The sequence below is a fragment of the Escherichia sp. GZ89 genome, from assembly GCF_019366485.1.
Taxonomy (GTDB): domain Bacteria; phylum Pseudomonadota; class Gammaproteobacteria; order Enterobacterales; family Enterobacteriaceae; genus Escherichia; species Escherichia fergusonii.
The window spans coordinates 229112-254849 of sequence record NZ_JAEOHX010000007.1; the positions used below are offsets into that span (position 1 = coordinate 229112).

Sequence of the window (25738 nt, forward strand, 5' to 3'; positions counted from 1 at the left end):
GCGCTTAGCCAACGACCAGATTGAGGAGTTTACCCGGTACGTAAATCACTTTACGCACGGTAACGCCATCAAGATATTTTGCTACCAGATGTTCCTGGCCAGCACGTTCGCGAACCTGTTCTTCCGTTGCGTCCACCGGAACAGTGATTTTGGCACGGACTTTACCGTTAACCTGCACCACCACCAGAGTGGAATCTTCTACCATCGCTTTCTCGTCTGCAACCGGCCACGGCGCGTTGTCGATATCGCCTTCGCCTTTCAGCTCCTGCCACAGCGTGAAGCAGATGTGCGGGGTGAACGGGTTAAGCATACGGACTACCGCCAGCAGTGCTTCCTGCATCAGGGCGCGATCCTGCTCGCCATCGGTCGGTGCTTTCGCCAGTTTGTTCATCAGCTCCATAATTGCCGCAATCGCGGTGTTGAAGGTCTGACGACGGCCGATATCATCGGTCACTTTAGCGATAGTTTTATGAACATCGCGACGCAGTGCTTTCTGATCTTCAGTCAACGCGTCGACGTTCAGTGCTGCAACATCACCTTTTGCAGTGTGCTCGTAAACCAGTTTCCAGACACGTTTCAGGAAGCGGTTAGCCCCTTCCACGCCAGACTCCTGCCATTCGAGAGTCATATCCGCCGGAGAAGCAAACATCATAAACAGACGAACGGTGTCCGCGCCGTAACGTTCAACCATCACCTGTGGGTCGATACCGTTGTTCTTCGACTTGGACATTTTGCTCATGCCGGTATAAACCAGTTCATGGCCTGCCGCGTCTTTCGCTTTCACGATACGGCCTTTCTCGTCACGTTCAACGATAGCATCAACTGGGGAAACCCAGTTACGCTCGCCGTTTTCGCCAACATAGTAGAAGGCATCCGCCAGCACCATACCCTGACACAGCAACTGTTTTGCTGGTTCGTCAGAGTTCACCATGCCTGCATCACGCATCAGTTTATGGAAGAAGCGGAAGTAGAGCAGGTGCATAATGGCGTGTTCGATACCACCAATGTAGATATCCACCGGCAGCCAGTAGTTGGCCGCTTCGGAATCCAGCATACCTTCTTTGTACTCAGGGCAAGTGTAGCGCGCATAGTACCAGGAGGACTCCATAAAGGTGTCGAAAGTATCGGTTTCACGCAGCGCAGGCATACCGTTAACGGTGGTTTTCGCCCACTCAGGATCAGCTTTGATTGGGCTGGTAATGCCGTCCATCACCACATCTTCTGGCAGGATCACCGGCAGCTGGTCGTCCGGGGTAGGCATTACAGTACCGTCTTCCAGCGTCACCATCGGAATTGGCGCGCCCCAGTAACGTTGACGGGAAACACCCCAGTCGCGCAGGCGGTAGTTCACTTTACGCTCGCCAACACCCATCGCAGTCAGTTTATCGGCGATGGCGTTGAAGGCTGCTTCATGATCAAGGCCGTTGAACTCGCCAGAGTTGAACAGCACGCCTTTTTCGGTCAGGGCTTGCTGAGAAAGATCTGGCTCAGAGCCGTCAGCTGCCAGGATAACCGGCTTAATGTTCAGGCCGTATTTAGAGGCAAACTCGTAGTCGCGCTGGTCGTGACCCGGAACCGCCATGACTGCGCCGGTGCCGTATTCCATCAATACGAAGTTTGCTGCCCAAACCGGAATTTCTTCGCCCGTTAATGGATGAACCGCTTTAAAGCCAGTATCGACGCCTTTTTTCTCCATCGTTGCCATTTCAGCTTCTGCAACTTTGGTGTTACGGCATTCGTCAATAAAGGCCGCCAGTTCAGGATTATTTTCCGCCGCTTTTTGTGCCAGCGGATGACCTGCCGCTACCGCCAGGTAGGTACAACCCATAAAGGTGTCCGGGCGGGTAGTGTAAACAGTCAGCGTGTTGTCATAGTCGTTAACGTTGAAGGTGATTTCTACGCCTTCAGAACGACCGATCCAGTTACGCTGCATGGTTTTAACGGTGTCTGGCCAGTGATCCAGTTTATCCAGATCGTTGAGCAGCTCGTCAGCGTAAGCGGTGATTTTGATAAACCACTGCGGGATCTCTTTACGCTCAACTTTGGTATCGCAGCGCCAGCAGCAGCCGTCGATAACCTGTTCGTTCGCCAGTACGGTCTGGTCGTTCGGGCACCAGTTGACCGCAGAAGTCTTCTTATATACCAGGCCTTTTTTATACAGCTCGGTGAAGAATTTCTGTTCCCAACGGTAGTATTCCGGCGTACAGGTTGCCAGCTCGCGGCTCCAGTCATAACCAAAGCCCAGCATTTTGAGCTGGTTTTTCATGTACGCGATGTTGTCGTACGTCCACGGTGCTGGCGCGGTGTTATTTTTCACCGCTGCGCCTTCCGCAGGCAGACCAAACGCGTCCCAGCCGATCGGCTGCAGAACGTTTTTGCCCAGCATGCGCTGGTAACGGGCGATCACGTCACCGATGGTGTAGTTACGTACGTGGCCCATGTGTAGTCGACCAGAAGGATAGGGAAGCATAGACAGGCAGTAATACTTCTCTTTGCTCTCGTCTTCTGTTACTTCAAATGTGCGCTTCTCATCCCAGTGAAGCTGTACTTTGGATTCTATCTCTTCCGGGCGGTATTGCTCTTGCATGGCAGCCAGTGGTCCTGTTTTCAATACGGCTACAAATGTAGCGCTGAGGTGGTTTTTCAGATCCGCATAGCATAGCCCAAACGTCCGCGTCAAAACAGCCTTTCACGCACTCGACGTTGAAATGATGCCCGGATTATTCATACATTAATTTACAGAGTTTGTGGGCGTAATAGCAAAGCAAGGAACAAAGAACGTCTATTATTATAGTCAGTTAACGACCCGGGAGATGAAACGATGAACAAGGTTGCTCAATATTACCGTGAACTGGTCGCGTCACTGAGCGAACGCCTGCGTAATGGCGAACGTGATATCGACGCACTGGTGGAACAGGCGCGCGAGCGCGTAATAAAAACAGGGGAGTTAACGCGAACCGAGGTTGATGAGCTGACGCGAGCAGTCAGACGTGACCTGGAAGAGTTCGCCATGAGCTATGAAGAGAGCCTGAAAGAAGAATCTGACAGCGTCTTTATGCGGGTGATTAAAGAAAGCCTCTGGCAGGAACTGGCGGACATTACCGATAAAACGCAACTTGAGTGGCGCGAAGTTTTCCAGGATCTCAATCATCACGGGGTTTATCACAGCGGGGAAGTCGTAGGTCTGGGGAATCTGGTCTGCGAGAAATGTCACTTCCATCTCCCGATTTACACGCCGGAAGTATTGACGTTATGCCCTAAATGCGGGCATGACCAGTTCCAGAGACGCCCGTTCGAGCCTTAATAGTCTGATTTCGCACGCCAATAACGAAAATTTGGGCCGAATAAAATTCCCCGGCCCTTGTTTTTATCTCTACAGTAAATCTTCAATCTCACGGATTTTTTGACTGACATCCCTGGTACCGGATGACTGAACTTTACGATACAGGTCGAGAGCCTGTCGGAGATCGACAGGTCTTCCTTCTCCGTAATGATACATAATGGCAAGGTTATACCAGGCAGTGGCGTTATCGCATTCAGCGGCTTTCGTAAACCATTCAAAGGCGGCCTGATAATTCTTCTCAACGCTTTGACCGTGTTTATACATATAGCCGATGTTAACGTAAGCGTCGACGCTTTCCTGAGCGGCAGCCTTCAGATACCAGTACATTGCTTGCTTATAGTCCTGGTCAACCCCTTCGCCAACGTTATAATCCCACGCAATTTGAAATTGAGCGTGCCGATTACCTTGCTGTGCGCTTTTTAAATACCAGAATGCGGCAAGAGCTTTGTTTTGGGCAACACCTTTACCGTCTTCATAAAGATCGGCCAGATTGTCTTGTGCGTAACTATGGCCTTGTAATGCAGCTTGTTTGTACCAGAACAATGCCTGCGCATAATCTTGTGTGACTCCGTTGCCATTTCTGTACATCCACCCAAGATTATTTTGCGCATAAGACATTCCGCTCTCCGCGGCTATCTGATACCAGGCAACCGCTTCTTTATAGTTGGGGTTTTCTCCACGATCCAGTATCCATCCAAGGGTGTTGGAAGCGAAAGTATGTTCTTGCAGTGCGGCTTTCTCCAGCCAAAAGATGGCTTGCTCGTCATCTTTATGGCGACTTTTATCCTCGGAGTATTTCCGCCCTAAGGAATATTGTGCTTCACAATGGCCTTGCTCAGCGGCCAGCTTCAGCCAGTAAAAGGCCTTTTCGTCGTCCGGAGAGTCAACTGCGCTATCGCGATTATAATAAAACCCAACAATATATTGTGCTTCACTATCTCCTTTTTCAGCACGTTCGATAATCTCATCTATTGATAAATTATCGCAGCAACTTGATGTAAAAATCATTATCATTTCCTTATGGTTACGGAGAAAATATATTATATTTTTATGTATTCCATTTTTGCGCAAGTCTTATTTTATGCGTATTATGTCGCGTCAGAAAAGTATAAATAAATGAGCCTCGCAATGTAGTTTATATTCATTAAATGAATATTTAAGGATGGATTATATGGACATGGAATCGCAAAAAATATTGTTTGCACTTTCCACTCCGATGGAAATACGCAATGAATGCTGTTTACCTTCGCATTCATCGCCCAAAATGTATTTAGGTACACGCTTTTTTGACCTTTCTTCCTCCTGGGGAATTGATGACCGTGATGACCTGCTGCGCACAATTCACCGAATGATCGATAACGGTCATGCTGCGCGGTTGGCTGGTTTTTATCACCGCTGGTTTCGTTATTCACCATGTGAATGGCGTAACTATACCAGTGAGTTAAATGAGTCAGGCCAGGCTTACGCGCAGTTTGTCGCCAGCACTGCCGAATGTTGTGGCGAAGGCGGTATAAAAGCCTGGGATTATGTCCGTATGGGTTTTTTAAGCCGGATGGGCGTACTTAATAACTGGCTCAGCGAAGAAGAAAGCCTGTGGATCCAGTCGCGTATTCACCTGCGAGCAATAAACTATTACGCCAACTGGCGGCAATATTTCGCAGCATATATTTTTGGGCGACAATACTGGCAGTCTCCCGAGGATGATAATCTGCCTTTATTACGTGAATTCTTAGCGCGTAAAGAATACGACGATTCCGGCAATGATATGTTTTATCAATTATTTGCCAGTGACGATGCATATTACGTGACCTTACCCTGGCAACCACTGGCTGACTACCCCACATGCCCGGAAACGCTTAAGGATATGAGCGACCTATGAAAAATTGCTGGAATATCCTCGGCATAGAGGAAACGACTGACGTCGATATTATCCGCCGCGCTTATCTGGCGCTGTTACCGTCCTTTCATCCAGAAACCGATCCGCAGGGTTTTAAACAACTTCGTCAGGCGTATGAGGACGCGCTACGGATTGCGCAGTCGCCTGCTAAATCTGTTTGGCAACCAGAAGAACATGAAGTTGCAGAACATGAAATTCTGCTCGCCTTCCGTGCGTTACTCTCCTCTGATAGCGAACGTTTTCTGCCCTCTGCTTGGCAGCGATTCATTCAGCAATTAAATTATTGCTCGATGGAAGAGATTGATGAATTACGCTGGCCGCTGTGCACAATAGCTATGAACACTGTCCATTTATCCTTCGAGTGCGTGGTGTTATTAGCAGAAAGATTGCGGTGGTTGCAGGAGGAAAGTACTGGGGAAATAGACGAAGAAGAGCTGGAGTCCTTTTTATATGCTATTGCGAAGGGAAATGTTTTTAACTTCCAGACCATTCTGCATCTGCCCGTCGCCATGCAAAATGACACCATTGATTTTTACCAAATGTTCGCGCGGATTTGGTCGTCGCATCCAGAATGGCTGACATTGTATTTATCGCAACATCGTGCGGTAATTATCCCCGATGATGTAAAACTGCACAGAAATTTACTGTGCTGGTATAGCGCAGTCCGTCTGGGAATACCCGAACTCCTGGACTACGCCCGGTCATGGCGGGAAACTGAACCTGATAATGAAGATGCGCGTTATTATGAATACGCGCAACGCGTCTATTGTGGAGAAGGCGAAAGCTTGCTGGCAGAACTTTGTGACTTCTGGCGCGAGTCTCCCTCGACCCAGGCAGATGTATTAATGTTGCAATGGTGCCGTCAGCATCGGGTCGATTATTACCCGTTAGTCGTGATGATGATTGAAGCGCGTGATCTGGTTAACGATCAGGGAAAACCGCTACTTTATGTCCCTGGTGACAGCGCTCGTACGCGTTTTCATTTATACGAAATACTCAGTGATGAAAAACTCTCTGCGCTGGGGCGTTCTCTGGTTGAGATGGTTTTGCACAAAGGGCGTAAGCCGCGAATCTCACTCACGCGTGATACACAGCATCCCTTATGGCCATTATATTTAGTTGCTAAACAATTAGTGCAGGCCAGCCAACCTACAGAAGAATCATTAATGCCGATCGTCGCCCGCCTTGATGCAGAAGATCGTTGTCCTCTGGAAGCATTAATAATTCGACGATTATTAATTCAGTCGGCGAATTTTGCCGGGCAACAAACCGTCGAGCCGGAGCCGCAACCGCAGCCAATGCCCGTTGACGATGGTGGGCCGGGCTGTCTGGGCATCATTAAAATTATTTTCTATATTTTTATCTTTGCTGGTTTGATAGGGAAAATACTCCATCTGTTCGGGTGAAAGTCGACGTTAATGTGCGGGAAGCTCAGCAAGTAATCTTTCCGCATTTTTATAATGTTGCTCTGCCGCCAGTTTTAACCATTTGCGAGCTTCATAATTGTTGGTGCTAATGCCCGTACCGTTTCTGTAGATCAAACCCAACGTGTATTGTGCATGAACATGCCCTTGTTCAGCTGCTTCCTTATACCAGAGAATTGCTTTACGGGTATCGGGATTGACTCCCAAACCTTTCAGGTAGATCCATCCTAGTTTACTTTGCGCTCGTGGATTTTCCTGTTCCGCTGATTGCTCATACCAGTACCTCGCCTGTGTATAATCCAGCGGTTTACCGCCGCTACCATGAAGATAAAATTCGCCAAGGAGATATTGCGACGTTGAGTGACCATGAATCGCGGAAAGCTCCGTTGCTGCCGTGGTGAATGGAAGGTTGCCCGGTGAGCTTAAATAATCAAAGACATAATTCGCCATGGTTTTATCACGCAATGTCGTTTTCTTGGGTTGGCTAATACAGGTAATTGCCGCAACTATAAATATTGCGAATATATAAATTAATTTTTTATTCATGTATGAATACTTTGATTTTCTTTTATTTTGAAAACGTCAAGTTTATACTCATCGATAATAAAAAAGTAGTCAGTTAATGTACTTAAAGGATTGTGAATAAATGGATAAGGAAGAACAACGCCTTCTATTCGCGCTTTCTACGCCAATGGAAATTCTTAATCAGGGATGCAAGCCTGCACATGACTCGCCAAAAATGTATACCGGAATAAAAGAATTTGATCTGTCATCATCCTGGGGAATAAATAATCGTGATGATTTAATTCAGACTATTTACCAAATGACCGATGATGGTCACGCAAATGATTTAGCTGGGTTATATCTGGCATGGCATCGATCTTCACCTGAAGAGTGGAAAGCATTAATTGCTGGTGGCTCTGATAGAGGGCTGATTTATACCCAATTTGTTGCGCAAACCGCTATGTGTTGTGGGGAAGGGGGAATCAAAGCCTGGGATTATGTTCGAATGGGGTTTCTGTCACGGGTCGGTGTGCTCAACAATTGGCTGACGGAAGAAGAGAGTTTATGGCTGCAATCGCGCGTTTATGTACGAGCTCACCATTACTATCACAGCTGGATTCACTATTTTTCCGCTTATTCGTTAGGACGTCTCTACTGGCAATCTTCTCAGTGTGAAGACAACGCTTCGCTACGCGAGGCGCTGACCCTGTACAAATACGATAGCGCAGGGAGTCGGATGTTCGAAGAGTTGGCTGCGGGAAGCGATCGTTTCTATGCCACGCTTCCCTGGCGGCCATTAACTGCCCAGCTTGAATGCCCGGCAACGCTTAAGGATGTGAGCGACCTATGAAAACATGTTGGCAAATCCTCGAAATCGAAAGCACGACGCAAATAGACATTATCCGCCAGGCTTATCTTGCTCGCTTACCGTTGTGTCATCCCGAAACCGATCCGCAGGGGTTTAAAGCTTTACGCCAGGCCTATGAAGAGGCGCTGCGACTGGCGGTAAATCCTGTCGAGGAAGCAGATGATGAAGAAAAAGATGCCGCCGCTGAACATGAAATACTACGTGCATTCAGGGTATTACTGGATTCTGAAAGTGATCGTTTTCAGCCCTCCGCCTGGCAGAAATTTATTCAGCAATTAAATACCTGGAACATGGAGGTTGTCGATCAATTACGCTGGCCGCTGTGTGCAATCGCTATAGAAGCGCGATATCTTTCATTAAATTGTGCTTCTTTGCTGGCAGAGCGTTTGAACTGGCATTCGTTTAATGACAGCGAAGGAATGGATGAGGAAGAAAGGGAGGCTTTTCTTGAGGCCATTCAGGCTGGTGATTGTTTCGATTTCCTTAGCCTTCTGGAATATCCCGTCGCGTTGCAGAACCAGACTGTTGAGTATTACTTCGCGCTGGAACGCTGCTGCCGTTACCATCCTGACTATGTCACTGTGTTTATGGCAATGGAAGGTCCGTGGTTCATTCCTGATGATGTCAAGTTACATCGCAAACTGTTGCGCTGGTACAGCTCGGTGAAAACAGGTATGGCGGAACTTATTCCTGTTGCCCAACAGTGGCAAGCAGAAAATCCAGAAAGCGAAGATGCCCGTTATTACCAGTGTGCGCAACGGTTGTACTGTGGCGAGGGGGAAAGCCTGCTTGCCGATCTCTGCGCATACCGGGAGAGTTACCCATCTACACAAGCTGATAATTTGTTGTTGCAGTGGAGCAAGCGTCATTGCCCGGATTACTTCGCGCTGTTAGTGATGGTTATCGAAGCGCGAAGCATGGTTGATGCGCAAGGCAAGCCGCTGAAATATGTTCCTGGTGAGAGCGCCCGGACGAGTCTGTTATGGGCGGAAATTTTACATAACGGAAAATTATCGCCGTTAGGTCAATCGTTTATTGAGTCGTTATTCTTCAAGCGCAAAGCATGGGCATGGTGGAAATCGAGAGTCGGTAGCGAGACAGAACAAGATTCACCGTTACTGGATTTGTATCGTGTAGCGGAACAGGTTGTGCTGGAAGCGTTCCCGAAACAAGAGATGCTGGCCCGTCTTAATACAAGGCTGGAAGGTGGAGATGCTCATCCATTAGAGGCCATTATCACGCGGATGCTGTTGACGAAAGTGAAACTCGAGCCGGAGGATGAAGATGTCGATGAGCCAACACCTGAAAACCACGAAGAAAAAAATGATGAGGATGAAAAACCACAGAGCATTACCAGCATTATCAAAATCAGCTTAACGGTGCTGGTGATAGGTTATGCTCTCGGAAAAATCGCGATGTTGTTTAGCTGAGGATGTGTTTTTTGCGCCGATGCCGGATGCAGCGTTTATGCCGCATCCGGCAGCCGTGTTTAAGGGATCTCAATAGCCAAATAATCGCTCGCCCGTCGCCGAACTTCATCGACGCGGGCCATATCGTTTGACTGCAACGCCGCATCAAAATCGGTGATCACCCGGCCGATCTCTTCTCGCTCGTCACCCAGCGCCCGCGCCCACAACTCTTCCAGTTTGGCCTTAAAGGTGCGGTTGATGAGCATATCGCGCGGATAAATTTTCAATGCGGATAACCGCGTCCGACTCTCTTCAATCTGCTGTGCGCTCAATGTTACAGGACTGTGGTTAATGACTCTGGACTTAACGCTGCCGTCTTCCAGAAGCACGTCAACTTCAAGCAACCCGTTGATATCATAACTAAAGCGAATATCAATCGACTGATAAGCCCCGGTTTTCTTCAACGGCACATCGAAGGATTCTACCAGAATGTTATTTTTAACTTTGTGGTTTTCTCCCTGATAGACGTTAACCGTAATTGAATCCTGTTCCGGGTGCATGGTCGAGTAAGTTTCTACACGCGACACCGGTACAGTGGTGTTTCGTTCAATAATCGGTGAGAAAATGCCGGAAACGCCCTGGCGGTTAACTTCAACACCTAAGGAGTAGGGGCAAATATCGGTGAGGATCACTTCTTCAATGTCTTCGCTGCGTAAGCGGCAGGCGGCCTGGATCGCTGCGCCCAGCGCGACAATAGTACTCGGGTCGTAACTTTGATACGGTAATTTGCCAAACAGACGCACGGCGATTCGCTGCACCAGCGGCATTTGTGATGCGCCGCCAACCAGCACCAGACTGTCGATTTGACTTGGCTTCAGACGTGCATCGCGCAACGCCTGTTCAATCGGCACTCGCAAGCGATTGAGCAGCGGCAACCACAAATCTTCCAGTTCGTTCTCGTAAAATTCGCACTCACGCGTTTCTTCCTGATACTGCCAGCTAATTTGCAGCGGTAATTGATTGCTGCATTTTGCCGCTTCCACGCTGGTGTACAGGGCTGCCAGCTCACTTTCGTTGAGCATGTTTTTAGCCACTGCGGCGCGTTTTAAAACTTCATCCACCAGCATATGAGTAAAATCTTCGCCGCCAAGAAAGTTGTCGCCAGCGGAGGCGTGAACTTCAATCACCGGCGTGGCGTATTCGAGCACCGTGACGTCAAACGTGCCGCCACCGAGATCAAAAACCAGCGAGCGGGTATTTTGTTGCGTATGCAGGCCATATGCCATCGCAGCTGCTGTGGGTTCATTAATTAAGCGTACCGCATTTAACCCGGCTAACTCCGCTGCTAAACGGGTATGCTTGCGTTGTTCATCGCTGAAATAAGCCGGAACGGAGATCACCACATCTTTAATCGGACGTTGCAGAAATTCTTCGGCATCTTCTTTTAATGAGCGTAATACCAAAGAGGACAGTTCTGGCGCGTTAAATGTGTCGCTGCCTAACCGCCAGTTGGTATTACTGCCCATTGCACGTTTAAATAACGCTGCCGTTTTATCCGGATGCGAAGTGCGCCGTGATACAGCGGGTTTTCCGACTAAAATATGATTATTTTCATCCATGCTAATTATGGATGGTGTTAAATATTCACCGAACTTATTTGGAATTAATTGCGCGGCACCGTCTTTCCAGACGGCAATTAAACTATTGGTAGTACCGAGATCGATACCAATGGCGAGTTCTGCATTATCCATTGCATTTATATCTTGAAAGAAAAAGAGATAAACAGATTAAGACCACCCTGTGAACGCGTGGTGATCTTAATCAATGTGGTGTGTTAAGCGTAAAATTTCAGACGCTCAGCCAGTAAATCAACAAAGCCCTGACGATCAACATCGACCATTACAGTGGCATTCGGTTTATTATTCGTCAGATAATAATAATCCACAACCGTCATGCCCTGAGTATATTTCCCCTGTGTTTCCACGCCAACCCAGCGCTCAACAGTGGTAAACAACTCTGGTTTCAACAGCCAGGCGATGGTGCATGGGTCATGCAGCGGTGCGCCCACAAAGCCCCATTTTTCGTCTTTGTGATATTCGAGGAAGAAATCCAGCAGTTCGGCAACAATGGTAGAAACCGGGTTACCAATGGTGCGGAAACGCTCGGTGTCCTCAACGTGGATTTGTGCTTTGTGGGTAACATCCAGACCGGCCATCACCACCGGGATCCCTGACTGGAAGACAATTTCTGCCGCTTCCGGGTCAACGTAAATATTAAATTCTGCCGCTGGCGTCCAGTTACCAAGCCCCATTGCGCCGCCCATAATCACGATTCGGGCGATTTTGCTATGCAATTCCGGATGGCTATTGAGCAGCAAGGCAACGTTAGTTTGCGGTCCGGTAGAAACAATCGTGACGGGTTCATCACTTTCACGCAGCGTTTTCGCCATCAGCTCCACCGCCGTGCAGTTTTGCGGTGCGAACGTTGGTTCCGGTAATGCCGGGCCGTCGAGACCGCTTTCGCCGTGCACATTGTCCGCGATAATCAAATCACGCATTAATGGTTTTACCGCGCCGCCTGCTACCGGAATATCGGTGCGATTAAGCAAGGTCAGCATACGCAGAACATTGCGTAAGGTTTTTTCTGGTGTCTGGTTTCCGGCGGAAGACGTAATTGCTTTGACATCAAGCTCTGGTGAGGCGAGGGCGAGAACTATTGCGATAGCGTCGTCATGACCTGGGTCGCAATCTAACAGAATCGGCAGTGCCATTGTTGCTCCTTGTTGTGTGCTTCTTTGCGACAAGGGTAACGCCAGGATGTAACAGATACGAGGGCCGAAACGAGAAAGCGTGAGATGGCGCGCACTTGGGTATGCGCGCCAGAGTGATTAATGCAGGATTTTCGCGAGGAAGTCTTTTGCGCGGTCCGATTTCGGATCATCGAAGAAAGCGTCTTTCGGCGAGTCTTCGACAATTTTACCCTCGTCCATAAAGATCACCCGATTCGCCACTTTACGGGCAAAGCCCATTTCGTGGGTCACCACCATCATGGTCATTCCTTCGTTCGCCAGTTCGACCATCACGTCCAGCACTTCGTTGATCATCTCCGGATCCAGCGCTGATGTCGGTTCGTCGAACAGCATCGCAATAGGGTCCATGCACAATGCGCGAGCGATCGCCACACGCTGCTGTTGACCGCCGGAAAGCTGCGCTGGAAATTTATTGGCATGTGCGGAAAGACCTACGCGCTCCAGTAATTTCAGGGCTTTTTCACGAGCGGGCGCTTTATCGCGTTTAAGCACTTTCACCTGCGCCAGGGTCAGGTTTTCAATAATCGACAAATGAGGGAACAGCTCGAAATGCTGGAACACCATCCCGACGCGGGAACGCAGCTTTGCCAGATCGGTTTTCTTATCGTTAACCACGATACCATCGACGGTAATTTCACCTTGCTGCACCGGTTCGAGGCCGTTGACGGTTTTAATCAGCGTTGATTTGCCGGAACCAGACGGGCCGCAAACCACCACTACTTCACCTTTTTTCACTTCGGTTGAGCAGTCGGTCAGCACCTGAAAGTGACCATACCATTTTGAAACATTTTTCAGGGTAATCATTATGCTGTCCTTCTTTTCAAGTAGCTGACCAACAACGATGCGCTAAGGCTAATAACGAAATAAACAAACCCGGCAAACAGGATCATCTCGACCTGCGTACCATCACGCTCACCAATGGTTGAGGCGGTACGGAAGAAATCGGCCAGAGATAACACATACACCAGCGAGGTATCCTGGAACAGTACGATGCCCTGAGTGAGCAGCAGCGGCACCATCGCGCGGAACGCCTGCGGCAGAATAATCAGTTTCATCGACTGCCAGTGAGTCATCCCCAACGCCAGCGCGGCGCTCGACTGCCCACGGGAAATACTTTGAATACCGGCACGGATAATCTCTGAATAGTAGGCCGCTTCAAACATCGAAAACGCCACCATCGCCGAAATTAAACGGATATCATTTTTTGGCGATAATCCCAGCACGTTTTGCAGAAAACCCGGCACAATCAGGTAAAACCATAGCAAAACCATGACTAACGGGATCGAACGGAACACGTTAACGTAGGCTTTGGCAAACCAGGCAATTGGCGCAAAGCTGGACAAGCGCATCACTGCCAGCATCGTACCCCACAAAATACCAATGACCACCGCCGTGATGGTGATTTTCAGGGTGATCACCAGCCCGTCGAGCAGATATGGCAGGGAAGGAACAATGGAACTCCAGTCAAACTCGTACATTATTTGCCCCCCATGTTGCCGGGCAGGCGAACTTTACGTTCAACCAGCGTCATCACCAGCATGATAAAAGCGTTAATCAACACATACGCCAACGTAATGGCGGTAAATGACTCCCAGGCGTGGGCCGAGTAATCGAGCAATTTACCGGCCTGCGCCGCCATATCCACCAGACCGATGGTTGAGGCGATGGCGGAGTTTTTCACCAGGTTCATCATCTCAGAGGTCATTGGCGGGACGATAACGCGATAAGCGTTAGGCAACAGTACGTAGCGGTAAGCCTGCGGTAGCGTCAGACCCATCGCCAGCGCGGCATTCTTTTGCCCACGCGGCAACGACTGAATCGCGGCGCGTACTTGTTCGCAAACACGAGCTGCAGTAAACAGTCCCAGACAGAGCATGGAGGAGAGGAAAAACTGAATATTTGGGTCTAGTTCTGCCTTAAACCACATGCCGATTTTTTCCGGCAACAGTTCAGGGATAACCAGATACCAGGTAAAGAATTGCACAATCAACGGCACGTTGCGGAACAGTTCGACATACAACGTACCCAGACCGGAGAGAAAACGGTTTGGAACGGTACGTAAAATGCCGAAAAATGAACCGACGAGGAAAGCGATAATCCAGGCGCAGATCGACAAAGCGATCGTCACCTGAAAACCACTCCAGATCCAACCAAGATAGGTGGTGTTGCCGAACGGGGCTTGTTGTAAAAAAATACCCCAGTTCCAGTCTATAGACATAAATCTACTCCAGAAAAAAGAGGGTAGCAGCGTTAACTGCTACCCTCGAAGATTGTTACCCAGCGTATTGCGGTTTTCAGGCCCGATGGGGAACGACCATCAGGCGTATAGTCTGTCCGTGCTACGTAACAATCGAGAGGGCTGGAATTTCCGCCCCTGGTTCTTGTAATTAGTTCAGTGCCTTGTCATTCGGTTCTTTGAACAGTGCTTTCATTTCGTCCGACAGTTCGAAATTCATGTTCAGGTTTTTCGGCGGAATTGGATTTTTGAACCACTTATCAAACCATTTTTCCGCTTCACCGGAGGTCTGCACCTGAGCGATAGTGTCATCCATCAGCTTTTTGAACTGCGGATCGTCTTTACGCAACATGCAACCGTAGGCTTCCTGAGACTGCGGCTTGCCGACGATTTCCCAGTTGTCTGGTTTCTTCGCTTTCGCTCGCTCACCGGCTAACAGAGCGTCATCCATCATAAAGGCAACGGCACGACCGCTTTCCAGGGTGCGGAAAGAGTCACCGTGATCTTTGGCGCTGATGATGCGCATATTCATTTTTTGCTCTTCATTCAGTTTGTTGAGCAAAACTTCAGAGGTAGTGCCGGAAGTAACGACTACGGCTTTGCCTTTCAGGTCGGCAAAATCTTTGATATCGCCGCCCTTTTTGGTCAGCAGGCGCGTACCGACCACGAAAATAGTGTCAGAGAAAGCCGCCTGTTTTTGGCGTTCGACGTTGTTGGTGGTAGAACCACATTCAAAATCGAAAGTGCCGTTTTGCAGCAGAGGAATACGGTTTTGTGAGGTGATCGGAATCAGTTTCACCTGCAAGTCCGGTTTGTTGAGTTTCTTTTTCACTGCTTCAACAATGGCGTTGGAGTAATCCTGCGAGTAACCCACCACTTTTTGCTGATTGTCGTAATAAGAGAAAGGTACTGAAGATTCACGGTGACCGACGACAATCACACCGTTTTTGGCGATTTTGTCCAGCGTACTGCCCGCTGCCGGGGCGGCGTCATCTGCCTGTGCCAGGCCTGCGGAAAGCGCCAGGGCCAGGATTGCTGTGGCAGGTTTACGTAATTGCATATCCAACTCCTTTATCTTCTGCGTTAAGAACGCATGGATACCCGTTGTGAGTGTTTGTGTTGTTATCATCTGCAACTTTATTGTGCAGTGTTGTGTTTGTTAGGTAACATTTAGTTTGGCTAAATGTAAAGATATTGATGTTTTATTGTTTGTTTTTGCGAGATGCGCCGCACCATTCCGAAGCAAAATTCTTAAACCGCACCTTTTTGGTGCTACCGCTGATTTGTGTTGGTGCAACCCGGTTGCGTTGCGGCTGATTTCATTGCTTACACAGTAAATAAAGCAACTTACATGCCAAAAAATACTTAGGGGTGAATTAATTACGATTGTAATTTCAGGCTGAAAAAGTCATATTTCGGACAGAGTTAACTTTTCGGTATGGGACGTTTGCCGGGATGATAACTGCACACGGGAAAAATGCTTATTTACCTGTCTTTTCAAGGAAGAATCACCTTATGTCTGCATCTTCGGTTAAGCCGTTAAATGTTCAATTACCCGCAATAACCCTGATCCTTTTTGCGCTATGTGTTGGGATATTTTGTTACCTCGCACAATGGATGAGTTATGAAGAAGTCGATCAATCCGCACTCATCCATCTTGGCGCTAACGTTGCCTCTCTCACGTTGTCGGGTGAACCCTGGCGCTTATTGAGCAGTGTTTTTCTGCACAGTAGTTTTTCCCATTTGCTGATGAATATGTTTGCACTCCTGGTGGTGGGGACAGTGGCGGAACGGATACTGGGGAAAGGGCGACTCCTGATTAACTGGTTATTCTCCGGCATCTTTGGTGGGCTCATCAGCGCCTGTTATGCGTTACGCGAAAGTGAGCAGATAGTCATCAGCGTTGGGGCATCCGGGGCAATTATGGGAATAGCTGGCGCTGCGATAGCAACACAGCTTTCTTCAGGTGCGGGTACACACCATAAAAACCAGCGGCGAGTATTTTCTCTGTTGGGTATGGTGGCGCTGACACTGTTGTATGGTGCCCGGCAAGCAGGAATAGATAACGCTTGCCACATTGGCGGCCTGATGGCAGGTGGAGCGTTGGGTTGGCTGAGTGCGCGTTTATCTGGGCAAAACCGACTTGTTACGGAAGGCGGGATTATTGTTGCGGGTAGTCTTCTACTGACCGGAGCCATCTGGCTTGTGCAGCAGCAGATTGATGAATCAGTTTTGCAGGTCAGGCAAAGCCTGCGTGAAGAGTTTTATCCGCAGGCGATTGAACAAGAGCGACGGCATAAAAAGCAGCAGTTAGCGGAGGAACGCAACGCCCTCAGGGAAACATTACCTGCTCCGGTAAGTCGTGAACAGGCCAGTGGTGATTTGCTCGCTGAGATTGCCGATATCCATGATATGGCGATCAGTCGGGATGGTAATACGTTATATGCCGCAATTGAAAACACGAACAGTATTGTTGTTTTCGACCTCGGACAAAAGAAAATCCTGCATACCTTTACAGCGCCCATAGCGAAAGAAAAGTCAGTCAAACATTGTGGTGGCTGTAAAGATCAGGGCGTCAGATCGCTGGCATTAAGCCAGGATGAAAAGTTGATTTATGCGACTTCATTTGAAGCGAATGCGTTATCGGTCATTAATGTGGCGACGGGGGAGATTATTCAGTCGATTACCACCGGCGCACATCCTGACAGCCTTATCCTCTCGCGTGATGGCACAAAAGCCTGGGTGATGAATCGCACCAGTAATAGTGTGTCAGCGATTGATCTGGTGACTTATCAGCATGTGGCGGATATCCCACTGGAGAAATACGACGGGACGGGGACGAGCGGTAAACCAGGCGCCTGGGTTATGGCACTTTCCCCGGATGAAAAAACATTACTGGTTTCGGGAGCAGGCAGAGGTAACATCGTGCGGATCAATACCATCACGCATCAGAAAGAAGATTTTCCCGCAGGTGATGCGCGTGGTGTCGTTTCTGCGATGGGATTCCGACCAAAAAATGGTGAGGTTATTTTTGCCGATAGTCAGGGGATTTCACGTATAAGCACAGGGGATCAACAAGCCAGCATTATGACGCAATGGTGTAGCAGGAGCGTTTATTCTGTTGAGGGTATTAGCCCGGACGGTCAGTATTTAGCGTTGGTGTCATATGGCCTGCAAGGTTATGTCATCCTGCTCAATATTAATGCCGGGCAGATTATTGGCGTTTATCCTGCCAGCTACGTTAATCATCTTCGTTTTTCAGCGGATGGTAGAAAGATATTTGTTATGGCGAAGAACGGGTTAATCCAAATGGACAGGACGCGCTCGCTTGATCCGCAGGCAATTATTCGGCATCCCCAATATGGCGATGTGGCTTGTATCCCTGAACCGTAAAAAAAAGGGGCATGATAATCACGCCCCACAGCTCAATGAGAAGGTACGTTTTGTTGATACCGGATGCGGTGTGAACGGTTTATCTGGCCAGCAAAAATGATGCGATTTTGCAGGCCAGTGCATCAATCACATTAACGTTGACGTGCTCGCAGACTCATCAGCACAGCGGCAAAACCAAACAGTGCCGTCAGTACCCACAGCGGCCAGTTGCCGGTACGTGCGTACGGTGTGAGTCCGGTAGTCGGCGTCACATTAGTGGTCAACACCTCGCGGGTGAATTGCGGGATCATCGCCTGAATCTCACCCTGCGGACCAATCACCGCCGTGATGCCATTATTGGTGCTACGCAGCAGCGGGCGCGCCAGCTCCAGCGCACGCATTCGCGCCATCTGAAAGTGCTGCCATGGGCCAATAGACTTACCAAACCACGCATCGTTGGAGATAGTCAGCAGATAGTCGGTATCCGGGCGGAAGTTATCGCGCACTTGCTCGCCGAGAATGATCTCGTAGCAAATAGCCGCAGTAAGCTCAATACCATTTACCGACAGCGGTGGTTGGATATATGGTCCACGGCTGAACGACGACATCGGCAGATCAAAGAACGGTGCTAACGGACGCAGAATCGACTCCAGCGGGACAAACTCGCCAAACGGCACCAAATGGTTTTTGTTATAGCGATCGGTCGATTCATAGCTGTACGGTGCACCTTTACCCAGCGTGATGATGGTGTTGTAGGTATCGTAGCGGTTCTGCTTATTGAGACGCGCGTCGACAATCCCGGTTACCAGCGAGCTACCTTTATCGCGCAACTCACCGTCCAGAGCTTTGAGGAACGGTTGCTGATTAATTTCCAGATCGGTTATCGCCGACTCCGGCCAGATAATCAGCGATGATTTGCCCATCAGCGGTGCCGTTGCGTTGTAGTAAATCTTCAGCGTATTAAGAAGCTGTCCTTCGTCCCATTTCAGCGATTGCGGAATATCGCCCTGAACCATCGAAACCTGAATGGTTTTCTCCGGTTGCGGGGTAAACCACTGGATGTAACGCAGCGGGAAGGGAAGGGCGAACAGCACGACGGCCACCACCAGCGGACGCCAGTTGCGTTTGGTTAACGCCAGTGCCAGCAGGCCGCTAACCATCATTAGCAGGAAGTTAATGGCTTCCACGCCCATTATCGGTGCCAGCCCTTTTAACGGGCCATCAATCTGGCTATAGCCGAACTGTAACCACGGGAAGCCAGTCAGCACCCAACCGCGCAGAAACTCGGTCACTTGCCAGAGAGCAGGGGCGGCAATCGCCACGCGCAGCCAGGTGGTTTTCGGCCACAGACGCGACAGTACGCCAGCAAACAGTCCGGTATACAGCGACAAATACGCCGCCAGCAGCACCACCAGGAAGATGTTAACCGGGCCAGGCATTCCGCCAAAGGTCGCGATGCTGACATAGACCCAGTTAATACCGCTGCCAAACAGGCCAAATCCCCAGCAAAAGCCAATAGCGGCAGACTGGAGTGGACGGCGGTTAAAGGTGAGCGCCTGAAGTCCCATCAGCGAAATAATCGCCGCAGGCCAGACATCGTAAGGAGAGAAGGCCAGCGTTCCGCAGGCACCGAATAATAACGCCAGCAGCAGGCGAATGCGCTGGCGTTCAATTAATGAGGCAAAAGCCATGTAGTTATCTATCCAGTTTCGGTTTTATTCATCCAGCTTTGGCTGGGGTGAGTCATCCGGGATTTTGACATGAACCTGAATAATACGCCGACTGTCGGCCATCGCCACTTTGAACTGGTAACCGTCGATGTCGATGGTTTCGCCACGCGCCGGGAGATGCCCAAATGCCTGCATCACCAGACCGCCGATGGTGTCGACTTCTTCATCGCTAAAGTGGGTGCCGAAGGCTTCGTTGAAATCTTCGATGGAAGCCAGTGCGCGCACGGTCCAGGTATGACGACTCAGCTGACGGAAGTCGATATCATCTTCTTCGTCATACTCGTCTTCAATCTCACCAACAATCAGTTCCAGGATATCTTCAATGGTCACCAGACCGGAAACCCCACCGAATTCGTCAATGACGATCGCCATGTGGTAACGCTGAGAGCGAAACTCTTTCAGCATCCGGTCTACGCGCTTACTTTCAGGAACGACAACCGCCTGACGTAACACTTTGTCCATGCTGAAGGCTTCAGCATCGCTGCGCATAAACGGCAGCAAGTCTTTCGCCATCAGAATCCCTTCAATGTGATCTTTGTCTTCGCTAATCACCGGGAAACGTGAGTGGGCGGACTCGATGATGACATCAAGGCATTCGTCCAGCGTCTGGTTGCGTTTCAGGGTAATCATCTGGGAGCGGGGGATCATGATGTCGCGAACGCGTTGGTCTGCGATGTCCATCACCCCTTCGAGCATATCGCGCGTATCTTCGTCGATAAGGTCGTTCTGCCCGGAATCACGGATCAGCGCCAGCAGTTCGTCACGGTTTTTCGGTTCACCGTGGAAAAGTTGGCTGAGTAACAGGGAGAAAAATCCCTTCTTGTTGCTTATCGTGTCACTACTGTGTGAATTGTCGTCGCTCATGGCGTCGTATGGGTTCTCATGTTAGTTAATCAAAACGCCGTCGTTAATCACCAACGGCGGGGACGTCTGCCAGTCAAATACCTGGCAAATTATTCTTTCTCGGCAATGTACGGATCCTCATAGCCCAGAGCAAGCATAATCTCTGTTTCGAGGGCTTCCATTTCTTCTGCTTCGTCGTCTTCGATGTGATCGTAACCTAACAAATGCAGACTGCCGTGCACCACCATATGCGCCCAGTGCGCTTCCAGTGGTTTGCCTTGCTCTTGTGCTTCCTTCTCAACGACCTGACGGCAGATAACCAGATCACCCAGCAGCGACATCTCCATGCCAGGCGGTACTTCAAACGGGAAGGAGAGCACGTTGGTCGGCTTATCCTTACCGCGATAGGTCAGATTGAGACTGTGGCTTTCGGCGGTATCGACCACGCGAATCGTCACTTCCGATTCTTCCTGAAACTGCGGGATCACCGCATTCAGCCATGTCTGAAACTGGCTCTCTTCCGGTAACCCGGAATTATCTTCACATGCCAGTTGTAAATCGAGGATCACCTGACTCATTTTTGTTCCTGTTCTTCGCGCTTGCGTTCTGCTGCCAGCGCCGCTTTTCGTTTTTGTTCGGCTTCTTCCCAGGCTTCATAAGCGTTAACGATACGCGCTACCACCGGGTGACGAACCACGTCTTCGCTGTGGAAGAAGTTAAAGCTGATCTCTTCGACATCGGCTAACACTTCGATAGCATGACGTAAACCTGATTTAGTATTACGCGGTAAGTCGATCTGCGTGACATCGCCGGTAATAACCGCTTTTGAGTTAAAACCGATACGAGTCAGGAACATCTTCATCTGTTCGATGGTGGTGTTCTGGCTCTCATCAAGAATGATAAACGCGTCGTTCAGCGTACGACCACGCATATAGGCCAGTGGTGCGACTTCAATAACGTTGCGCTCAATCAGCTTCTCGACTTTCTCAAAGCCCAACATTTCAAACAGCGCGTCATACAGCGGGCGCAGATACGGGTCCACTTTCTGACTTAAATCGCCAGGCAGGAAGCCCAGCTTCTCACCGGCTTCTACTGCCGGACGAGTCAGCAGAATGCGGCGGATTTCCTGACGCTCCAAAGCATCAACTGCCGCCGCTACCGCCAGGTAGGTTTTACCCGTACCCGCCGGGCCAACGCCGAAGGTAATATCATGGTCGAGAATATTGGCGATGTACTGCGCCTGGTTTGGCGTGCGCGGTTTAATTACACCGCGTTTGGTCTTGATATTGACCGCTTTGCCATACTCCGGCACGCTCTCCGCACTTTGTTCCAGCACGCGCGCTTCTTTAATCGCAAGGTGGATCTGTTCCGGCTCGATATCCTGAATCTGACCGCGCATCGGGGCAGTATCGACATACAGGCTACGCAGAATGTCTGCCGCAGCGGTGACGCAAATCGGACGGCCGGTCAGTTTAAAATGATTATCGCGGCGATTGATTTCGATGCCGAGACGGCGTTCGAGTTGTTTGATGTTGTCATCAAACGGGCCGCACAGGCTCAACAGACGTGCGTTGTCTGCTGGCTCCAGAGTGATTTCGCGAGTGTCTATGTTCAAACCGTTCCTCTTATCTGTATGCCGCCGGAAGCTGAACATTCACCGGCCTATAAGGAAATTATTCACGCCACAGGAAAAAGGCGCAAGCATTGCGATAAAGATGGGGATAAAGAGAGAAAAAACAAGGCCCACCGGAACGGCGGGCCTGAGAATTACGGCTGATAATAACCCACGCCAAGGTCGTTTTCTTTGCGGGTACGGGCAATCACCGATTCCGGTGTTTCTGCCACGCGCAGACCCATTTCATCTTCAGTTCGCACCACTTTACCGCGCAGAGAGTTCGGGTAGACGTCGGTAATTTCTACATCGACGAATTTACCGATCATATCCGGTGTGCCTTCGAAGTTAACCACGCGGTTATTTTCAGTACGACCGGAAAGCTCCATGATGCTCTTACGCGATGTACCTTCTACCAGAATACGCTGGGTGGTGCCGAGCATACGGCGGCTCCATGCCATCGCTTGCTGATTAATGCGCTCTTGCAGAATATACAGACGCTGCTTCTTCTCTTCTTCCGGAACATCATCAACCATATCGGCGGCAGGCGTACCCGGACGTGCAGAGAAGATAAAGCTGTAGCTCATGTCGAAATTGACGTCGGCAATCAGCTTCATCGTTTTTTCGAAGTCTTCGGTGGTTTCGCCCGGGAAGCCGACAATGAAGTCAGAACTGATCTGAATATCAGGACGCGCCGCACGCAATTTACGGATGATCGCTTTGTACTCCAGCGCCGTGTGGGTACGTCCCATCAGGTTTAGAATGCGATCGGAACCGCTCTGAACCGGCAGATGCAGGAAGCTCACCAGCTCCGGCGTGTCGCGGTACACTTCGATGATATCGTCGGTGAATTCGATCGGATGGCTGGTGGTAAAGCGAATACGATCGATCCCGTCGATCGCCGCAACCAGACGCAGCAGATCGGCAAACGATCCGGTGGTGCCGTCGTAGTTCTCACCACGCCAGGCGTTCACGTTCTGACCGAGCAGGTTAACTTCACGCACGCCCTGAGCAGCAAGCTGGGCAATCTCAAACAGAATATCGTCGGACGGACGGCTTACCTCTTCACCACGGGTGTAAGGCACTACGCAGTAGGTGCAATATTTATTGCAGCCTTCCATGATGGAGACAAACGCGGTCGGCCCTTCGGCGCGCGGTTCCGGCAGACGGTCAAACTTCTCGATTTCCGGGAAGCTGATATCTACAACCGGGCTGCGGTCGCCGCGCACGGAGTTGATCATCTCCGGCAGACGGTGCAGCGTTTGCGGCCCAAAAATAATATCAACATAGTGGGCGCGCTGGCGAATGTGCTCGCCTTCTTGCGATGCCACGCAGCCGCCGACGCCGATAATCAGGTCTGGATTCTTCTCTTTTAACAGTTTCCAGCGACCCAACTGATGGAAGACTTTTTCCTGAGCCTTCTCGCGGATTGAGCAGGTGTTCAGCAGCAGCACATCCGCTTCTTCCGCCACGTCGGTCAGTTGATAGCCGTGGGTGGCATCCAGCAGATCGGCCATCTTCGATGAATCGTACTCGTTCATCTGACAGCCCCAGGTTTTAATATGGAGTTTTTTGGTCATCGACTTGCTCTTGCGAAATAGTAGCCAGGAATGCAGGGCGCATAGTGTAATGCTTTGCTGCCGTTGTGACCAGTATGAGCGTTATCAGCCCTTGGGGGTAAAAATCCTGTAAACTTAAAGCATATTGCTAACAGGATGATTGACCATGACAAATCAACCAACGGAAATTGCCATTGTCGGCGGAGGAATGGTCGGCGGCGCACTGGCGCTGGGACTGGCACAGCACGGATTTTCGGTAACGGTAATCGAGCACGCAGAACCTGCGCCGTTTGTCGCTGACAGCCAGCCGGATGTGCGGATCTCGGCGATTAGTGCGGCTTCGGTATCATTGCTTAAAGGTTTAGGCGTCTGGGACGCGGTACAGGCCATGCGTTGCCATCCTTATCGCAGACTGGAAACGTGGGAGTGGGAAACGGCGCATGTGGTGTTTGATGCAGCCGAATTGAAGCTGCCGTTGCTTGGCTATATGGTGGAAAACACTGTCCTGCAACAGGCGCTGTGGCAGGCGCTGGAAGCGCATCCGAAAGTAACGTTACGTGTGCCAGGCTCACTGATTGCTCTGCATCGCCATAATGATCTTCAGGAACTGGAACTGAAGGGGGGCGAAGTGATCCAGGCGAAGCTGGTGATTGGCGCTGACGGTGCAAATTCGCAGGTGCGGCAAATGGCGGGAATTGGCGTTCATGCCTGGCAGTATGCGCAGTCGTGTATGTTGATTAGCGTACAGTGCGAGAATGATCCCGGCGACAGCACCTGGCAGCAGTTTACTCCGGACGGGCCGCGCGCGTTTCTGCCGCTGTTTGATAACTGGGCATCGCTGGTGTGGTACGACTCACCAGCGCGTATTCGCCAGTTGCAGAATATGAATATGGCGCAGCTCCAGGCGGAAATCGCAAAGCATTTCCCGTCGCGTCTTGGGTACGTGATGCCACTCGCCGCTGGTGCGTTTCCGCTGACGCGCCGCCATGCGTTGCAGTATGTGCAACCAGGGCTTGCGCTGGTGGGCGATGCCGCGCACACCATTCATCCGTTGGCGGGGCAGGGGGTTAACCTCGGTTATCGCGATGTTGATGCGCTGATTGACGTTCTGGTGAATGCCCGCAGCTACGGTGAAGCGTGGGCCAGTTATCCTGTCCTCAAGCGTTACCAGATGCGGCGTATGGCGGATAACTTCATTATGCAAAGCGGTATGGATCTGTTTTATGCCGGATTCAGCAATAATCTGCCGCCACTGCGTTTTATGCGTAATCTCGGGTTAATGGCGGCGGAGCGAGCTGGCGTATTGAAACGGCAGGCGCTGAAATATGCGTTAGGGTTGTAGTAGCTGTTACACCAGCCGCGAAAACAGCGTAACTCTTCTATTTCCTTTACACAGAAATCCCTGATACCAAAGGCTACCGCTGGTGGTGGTCAGGGATTCGCATTGCCATTTATCTGTGGCGAGAAGATACATCGTCCAGAAATTTTTGCTTATCGAAAACAAAATAAAAAACAGCACGCCTGCTGCGAGTAAGTCTTGCCCGGAGCCGGGTGTTGAGCGGAAATATTCATTGACCAGAAGTGCAAGGCAGGCAAGTTGAAGAATAACCTTGCCAGCAAGACCGCGAACGAAAAACTGTTTCACCCTTTCTGTTGACCAGAAACAGGGGTTTTTCAAAACTTCACGTTGTTCCTCTGCTGGGAAACCATGGATGTAAACGATCCAGTGTGAGCTTTCGGTTAGTGTGAGTGCTGTTCCTGTTTCATTGAGACGGTGTATGCGCATTGATATAGCAACGGGGAAAATGATGCCGATAAAAACGATGTAAAAAAATGGGGCAGAAATACCAAATGAGGCAAGAACAATGCAAAGCAATGCAATTAGCAGCATGATGACTTTGGTAAAGAATGGCGAGAATAGCTGATAATTCATTGCAAGATCCTTTTGTTATGAAGGCAGGCAATGTATCACTGGTCATTAACGACCACTAGGTATGGGTGATTTTTTCGGATTTCATAAAGCAAAAAGCTCGCCGAAGCGAGCTTTTTTTAATGTGGCTGGGGTACGAGGATTCGAACCTCGGAATGCCGGAATCAGAATCCGGTGCCTTACCGCTTGGCGATACCCCAAC

Annotated in this window: 22 protein-coding genes and 1 tRNA gene; 7 read left to right on the top strand and 16 right to left on the bottom strand. The window is 50.0% G+C overall.

All coding sequences use genetic code 11. From position 1 onward, the window contains the following. Nucleotides 1-4: 4 nt before the first annotated feature. The gene (gene leuS / locus K0335_RS13635; RefSeq protein ID WP_001157890.1) at nt 5-2587 is read right to left on the bottom strand and encodes a leucine--tRNA ligase; all 2583 of its coding nucleotides are present in this window, start codon (nt 2585-2587) and stop codon (nt 5-7) included. A 234-nt stretch (nt 2588-2821) separates the two neighbouring features. Between leuS and K0335_RS13640 the strand changes: the two genes are divergently transcribed. Next, nucleotides 2822-3304, top strand: coding sequence for a zinc ribbon-containing protein (locus K0335_RS13640; RefSeq protein ID WP_001044880.1), 483 nt, complete (start codon nt 2822-2824; stop codon nt 3302-3304). Nucleotides 3305-3373: 69 nt separating this feature from the next. Here the strand turns inward: K0335_RS13640 and ybeQ are convergent, their stop codons facing one another. Beyond that, the gene (ybeQ, locus tag K0335_RS13645) at nt 3374-4351 is read right to left on the bottom strand and encodes a Sel1 family TPR-like repeat protein YbeQ (protein WP_104919352.1); all 978 of its coding nucleotides are present in this window, start codon (nt 4349-4351) and stop codon (nt 3374-3376) included. A gap of 163 nt (nt 4352-4514) precedes the next feature. Here ybeQ and K0335_RS13650 point away from each other — a divergent pair, with 163 nt between their 5' ends. Next, entirely contained in the window at nt 4515-5222 is a 708-nt protein-coding gene (locus K0335_RS13650) for a DUF1266 domain-containing protein (protein ID WP_000367045.1), read from the top strand. Then, nucleotides 5219-6646, top strand: a complete 1428-nt coding sequence (locus K0335_RS13655; protein ID WP_104919353.1) for a J domain-containing protein — start codon at nt 5219-5221, stop codon at nt 6644-6646. Before K0335_RS13650 ends, K0335_RS13655 begins: the two co-directional genes overlap by 4 nt. Before the next feature lie 9 nt (nt 6647-6655). Here K0335_RS13655 and K0335_RS13660 read toward each other — a convergent pair whose 3' ends face one another. Continuing rightward, complete coding sequence (locus tag K0335_RS13660; protein ID WP_104919354.1) at nt 6656-7210, bottom strand: tetratricopeptide repeat protein; 555 nt, start codon at nt 7208-7210, stop codon at nt 6656-6658. Between the two features lie 100 nt (nt 7211-7310). Between K0335_RS13660 and K0335_RS13665 the strand changes: the two genes are divergently transcribed. Together K0335_RS13665 and djlC are read left to right on the top strand one after the other, a co-directional pair. After that, entirely contained in the window at nt 7311-8018 is a 708-nt protein-coding gene (locus K0335_RS13665; protein WP_104919355.1) for a DUF1266 domain-containing protein, read from the top strand. Beyond that, nucleotides 8015-9466, top strand: a complete 1452-nt coding sequence (gene djlC, locus K0335_RS13670) for a co-chaperone DjlC (protein ID WP_104919356.1) — start codon at nt 8015-8017, stop codon at nt 9464-9466. The genes K0335_RS13665 and djlC overlap by 4 nt, the downstream gene beginning before the upstream one ends. A 59-nt stretch (nt 9467-9525) precedes the next feature. On the opposite strand, the gene hscC is transcribed toward djlC, so the two are convergent. The 6 genes from hscC to gltI form a co-directional block, all read right to left on the bottom strand. Beyond that, nucleotides 9526-11196, bottom strand: coding sequence for a molecular chaperone HscC (gene hscC / locus K0335_RS13675; protein ID WP_089582969.1), 1671 nt, complete (start codon nt 11194-11196; stop codon nt 9526-9528). A gap of 83 nt (nt 11197-11279) precedes the next feature. Then, nucleotides 11280-12215: a pyrimidine-specific ribonucleoside hydrolase RihA gene (gene rihA, locus K0335_RS13680; RefSeq protein ID WP_104919357.1), complete on the bottom strand. Its 936-nt coding sequence runs from the start codon at nt 12213-12215 to the stop codon at nt 11280-11282. Between the two features lie 117 nt (nt 12216-12332). After that, a complete protein-coding gene (gltL, locus tag K0335_RS13685; RefSeq protein ID WP_000631384.1) occupies nt 12333-13058 on the bottom strand; it encodes a glutamate/aspartate ABC transporter ATP-binding protein GltL in 726 nt (241 codons plus the stop codon). Next, the gene (gltK, locus tag K0335_RS13690) at nt 13058-13732 is read right to left on the bottom strand and encodes a glutamate/aspartate ABC transporter permease GltK (protein ID WP_000272807.1); all 675 of its coding nucleotides are present in this window, start codon (nt 13730-13732) and stop codon (nt 13058-13060) included. Before gltK ends, gltL begins: the two co-directional genes overlap by 1 nt. After that, nucleotides 13732-14472: a glutamate/aspartate ABC transporter permease GltJ gene (gene gltJ, locus K0335_RS13695; RefSeq protein WP_000020941.1), complete on the bottom strand. Its 741-nt coding sequence runs from the start codon at nt 14470-14472 to the stop codon at nt 13732-13734. The genes gltK and gltJ overlap by 1 nt, the downstream gene beginning before the upstream one ends. A gap of 169 nt (nt 14473-14641) precedes the next feature. Continuing rightward, nucleotides 14642-15550 carry a glutamate/aspartate ABC transporter substrate-binding protein GltI gene (gltI, locus tag K0335_RS13700; protein ID WP_001177085.1) on the bottom strand — a complete coding sequence of 303 codons (909 nt, stop codon included), beginning with the start codon at nt 15548-15550 and terminating at the stop codon, nt 14642-14644. Between the two features lie 455 nt (nt 15551-16005). On the opposite strand from gltI, the gene K0335_RS13705 reads away from it, so the two are divergent. Continuing rightward, on the top strand, nt 16006-17883 hold the full coding sequence (locus tag K0335_RS13705) for a rhomboid family intramembrane serine protease (protein ID WP_104919358.1): 1878 nt from the start codon (nt 16006-16008) through the stop codon (nt 17881-17883). Nucleotides 17884-18014: 131 nt separating this feature from the next. Here the strand turns inward: K0335_RS13705 and lnt are convergent, their stop codons facing one another. The 5 genes from lnt to miaB form a co-directional block, all read right to left on the bottom strand. Continuing rightward, nucleotides 18015-19553 (bottom strand): apolipoprotein N-acyltransferase, encoded by a 1539-nt coding sequence (lnt, locus tag K0335_RS13710; RefSeq protein ID WP_046080548.1) that lies wholly within the window; start codon nt 19551-19553, stop codon nt 18015-18017. A gap of 24 nt (nt 19554-19577) precedes the next feature. Next, nucleotides 19578-20456, bottom strand: a complete 879-nt coding sequence (gene corC / locus K0335_RS13715; protein WP_001278605.1) for a CNNM family magnesium/cobalt transport protein CorC — start codon at nt 20454-20456, stop codon at nt 19578-19580. An 89-nt stretch (nt 20457-20545) separates the two neighbouring features. Then, the gene (ybeY, locus tag K0335_RS13720; RefSeq protein ID WP_000084469.1) at nt 20546-21013 is read right to left on the bottom strand and encodes an rRNA maturation RNase YbeY; all 468 of its coding nucleotides are present in this window, start codon (nt 21011-21013) and stop codon (nt 20546-20548) included. Continuing rightward, on the bottom strand, nt 21010-22050 hold the full coding sequence (locus tag K0335_RS13725) for a PhoH family protein (protein ID WP_001018040.1): 1041 nt from the start codon (nt 22048-22050) through the stop codon (nt 21010-21012). Before K0335_RS13725 ends, ybeY begins: the two co-directional genes overlap by 4 nt. 152 nt (nt 22051-22202) lie before the next feature. Further along, nucleotides 22203-23627: a tRNA (N6-isopentenyl adenosine(37)-C2)-methylthiotransferase MiaB gene (gene miaB, locus K0335_RS13730; RefSeq protein ID WP_000162740.1), complete on the bottom strand. Its 1425-nt coding sequence runs from the start codon at nt 23625-23627 to the stop codon at nt 22203-22205. A gap of 145 nt (nt 23628-23772) precedes the next feature. Here miaB and ubiF point away from each other — a divergent pair, with 145 nt between their 5' ends. Continuing rightward, nucleotides 23773-24948 (top strand): 3-demethoxyubiquinol 3-hydroxylase, encoded by a 1176-nt coding sequence (ubiF, locus tag K0335_RS13735; protein ID WP_000184587.1) that lies wholly within the window; start codon nt 23773-23775, stop codon nt 24946-24948. Between the two features lie 6 nt (nt 24949-24954). On the opposite strand, the gene K0335_RS13740 is transcribed toward ubiF, so the two are convergent. Both K0335_RS13740 and K0335_RS13745 read right to left on the bottom strand, forming a co-directional pair. After that, complete coding sequence (locus K0335_RS13740; RefSeq protein WP_104919359.1) at nt 24955-25539, bottom strand: hypothetical protein; 585 nt, start codon at nt 25537-25539, stop codon at nt 24955-24957. Nucleotides 25540-25661: 122 nt separating this feature from the next. After that, a tRNA-Gln gene (locus K0335_RS13745) sits at nt 25662-25736 on the bottom strand. Nucleotides 25737-25738 lie beyond the last annotated feature (2 nt).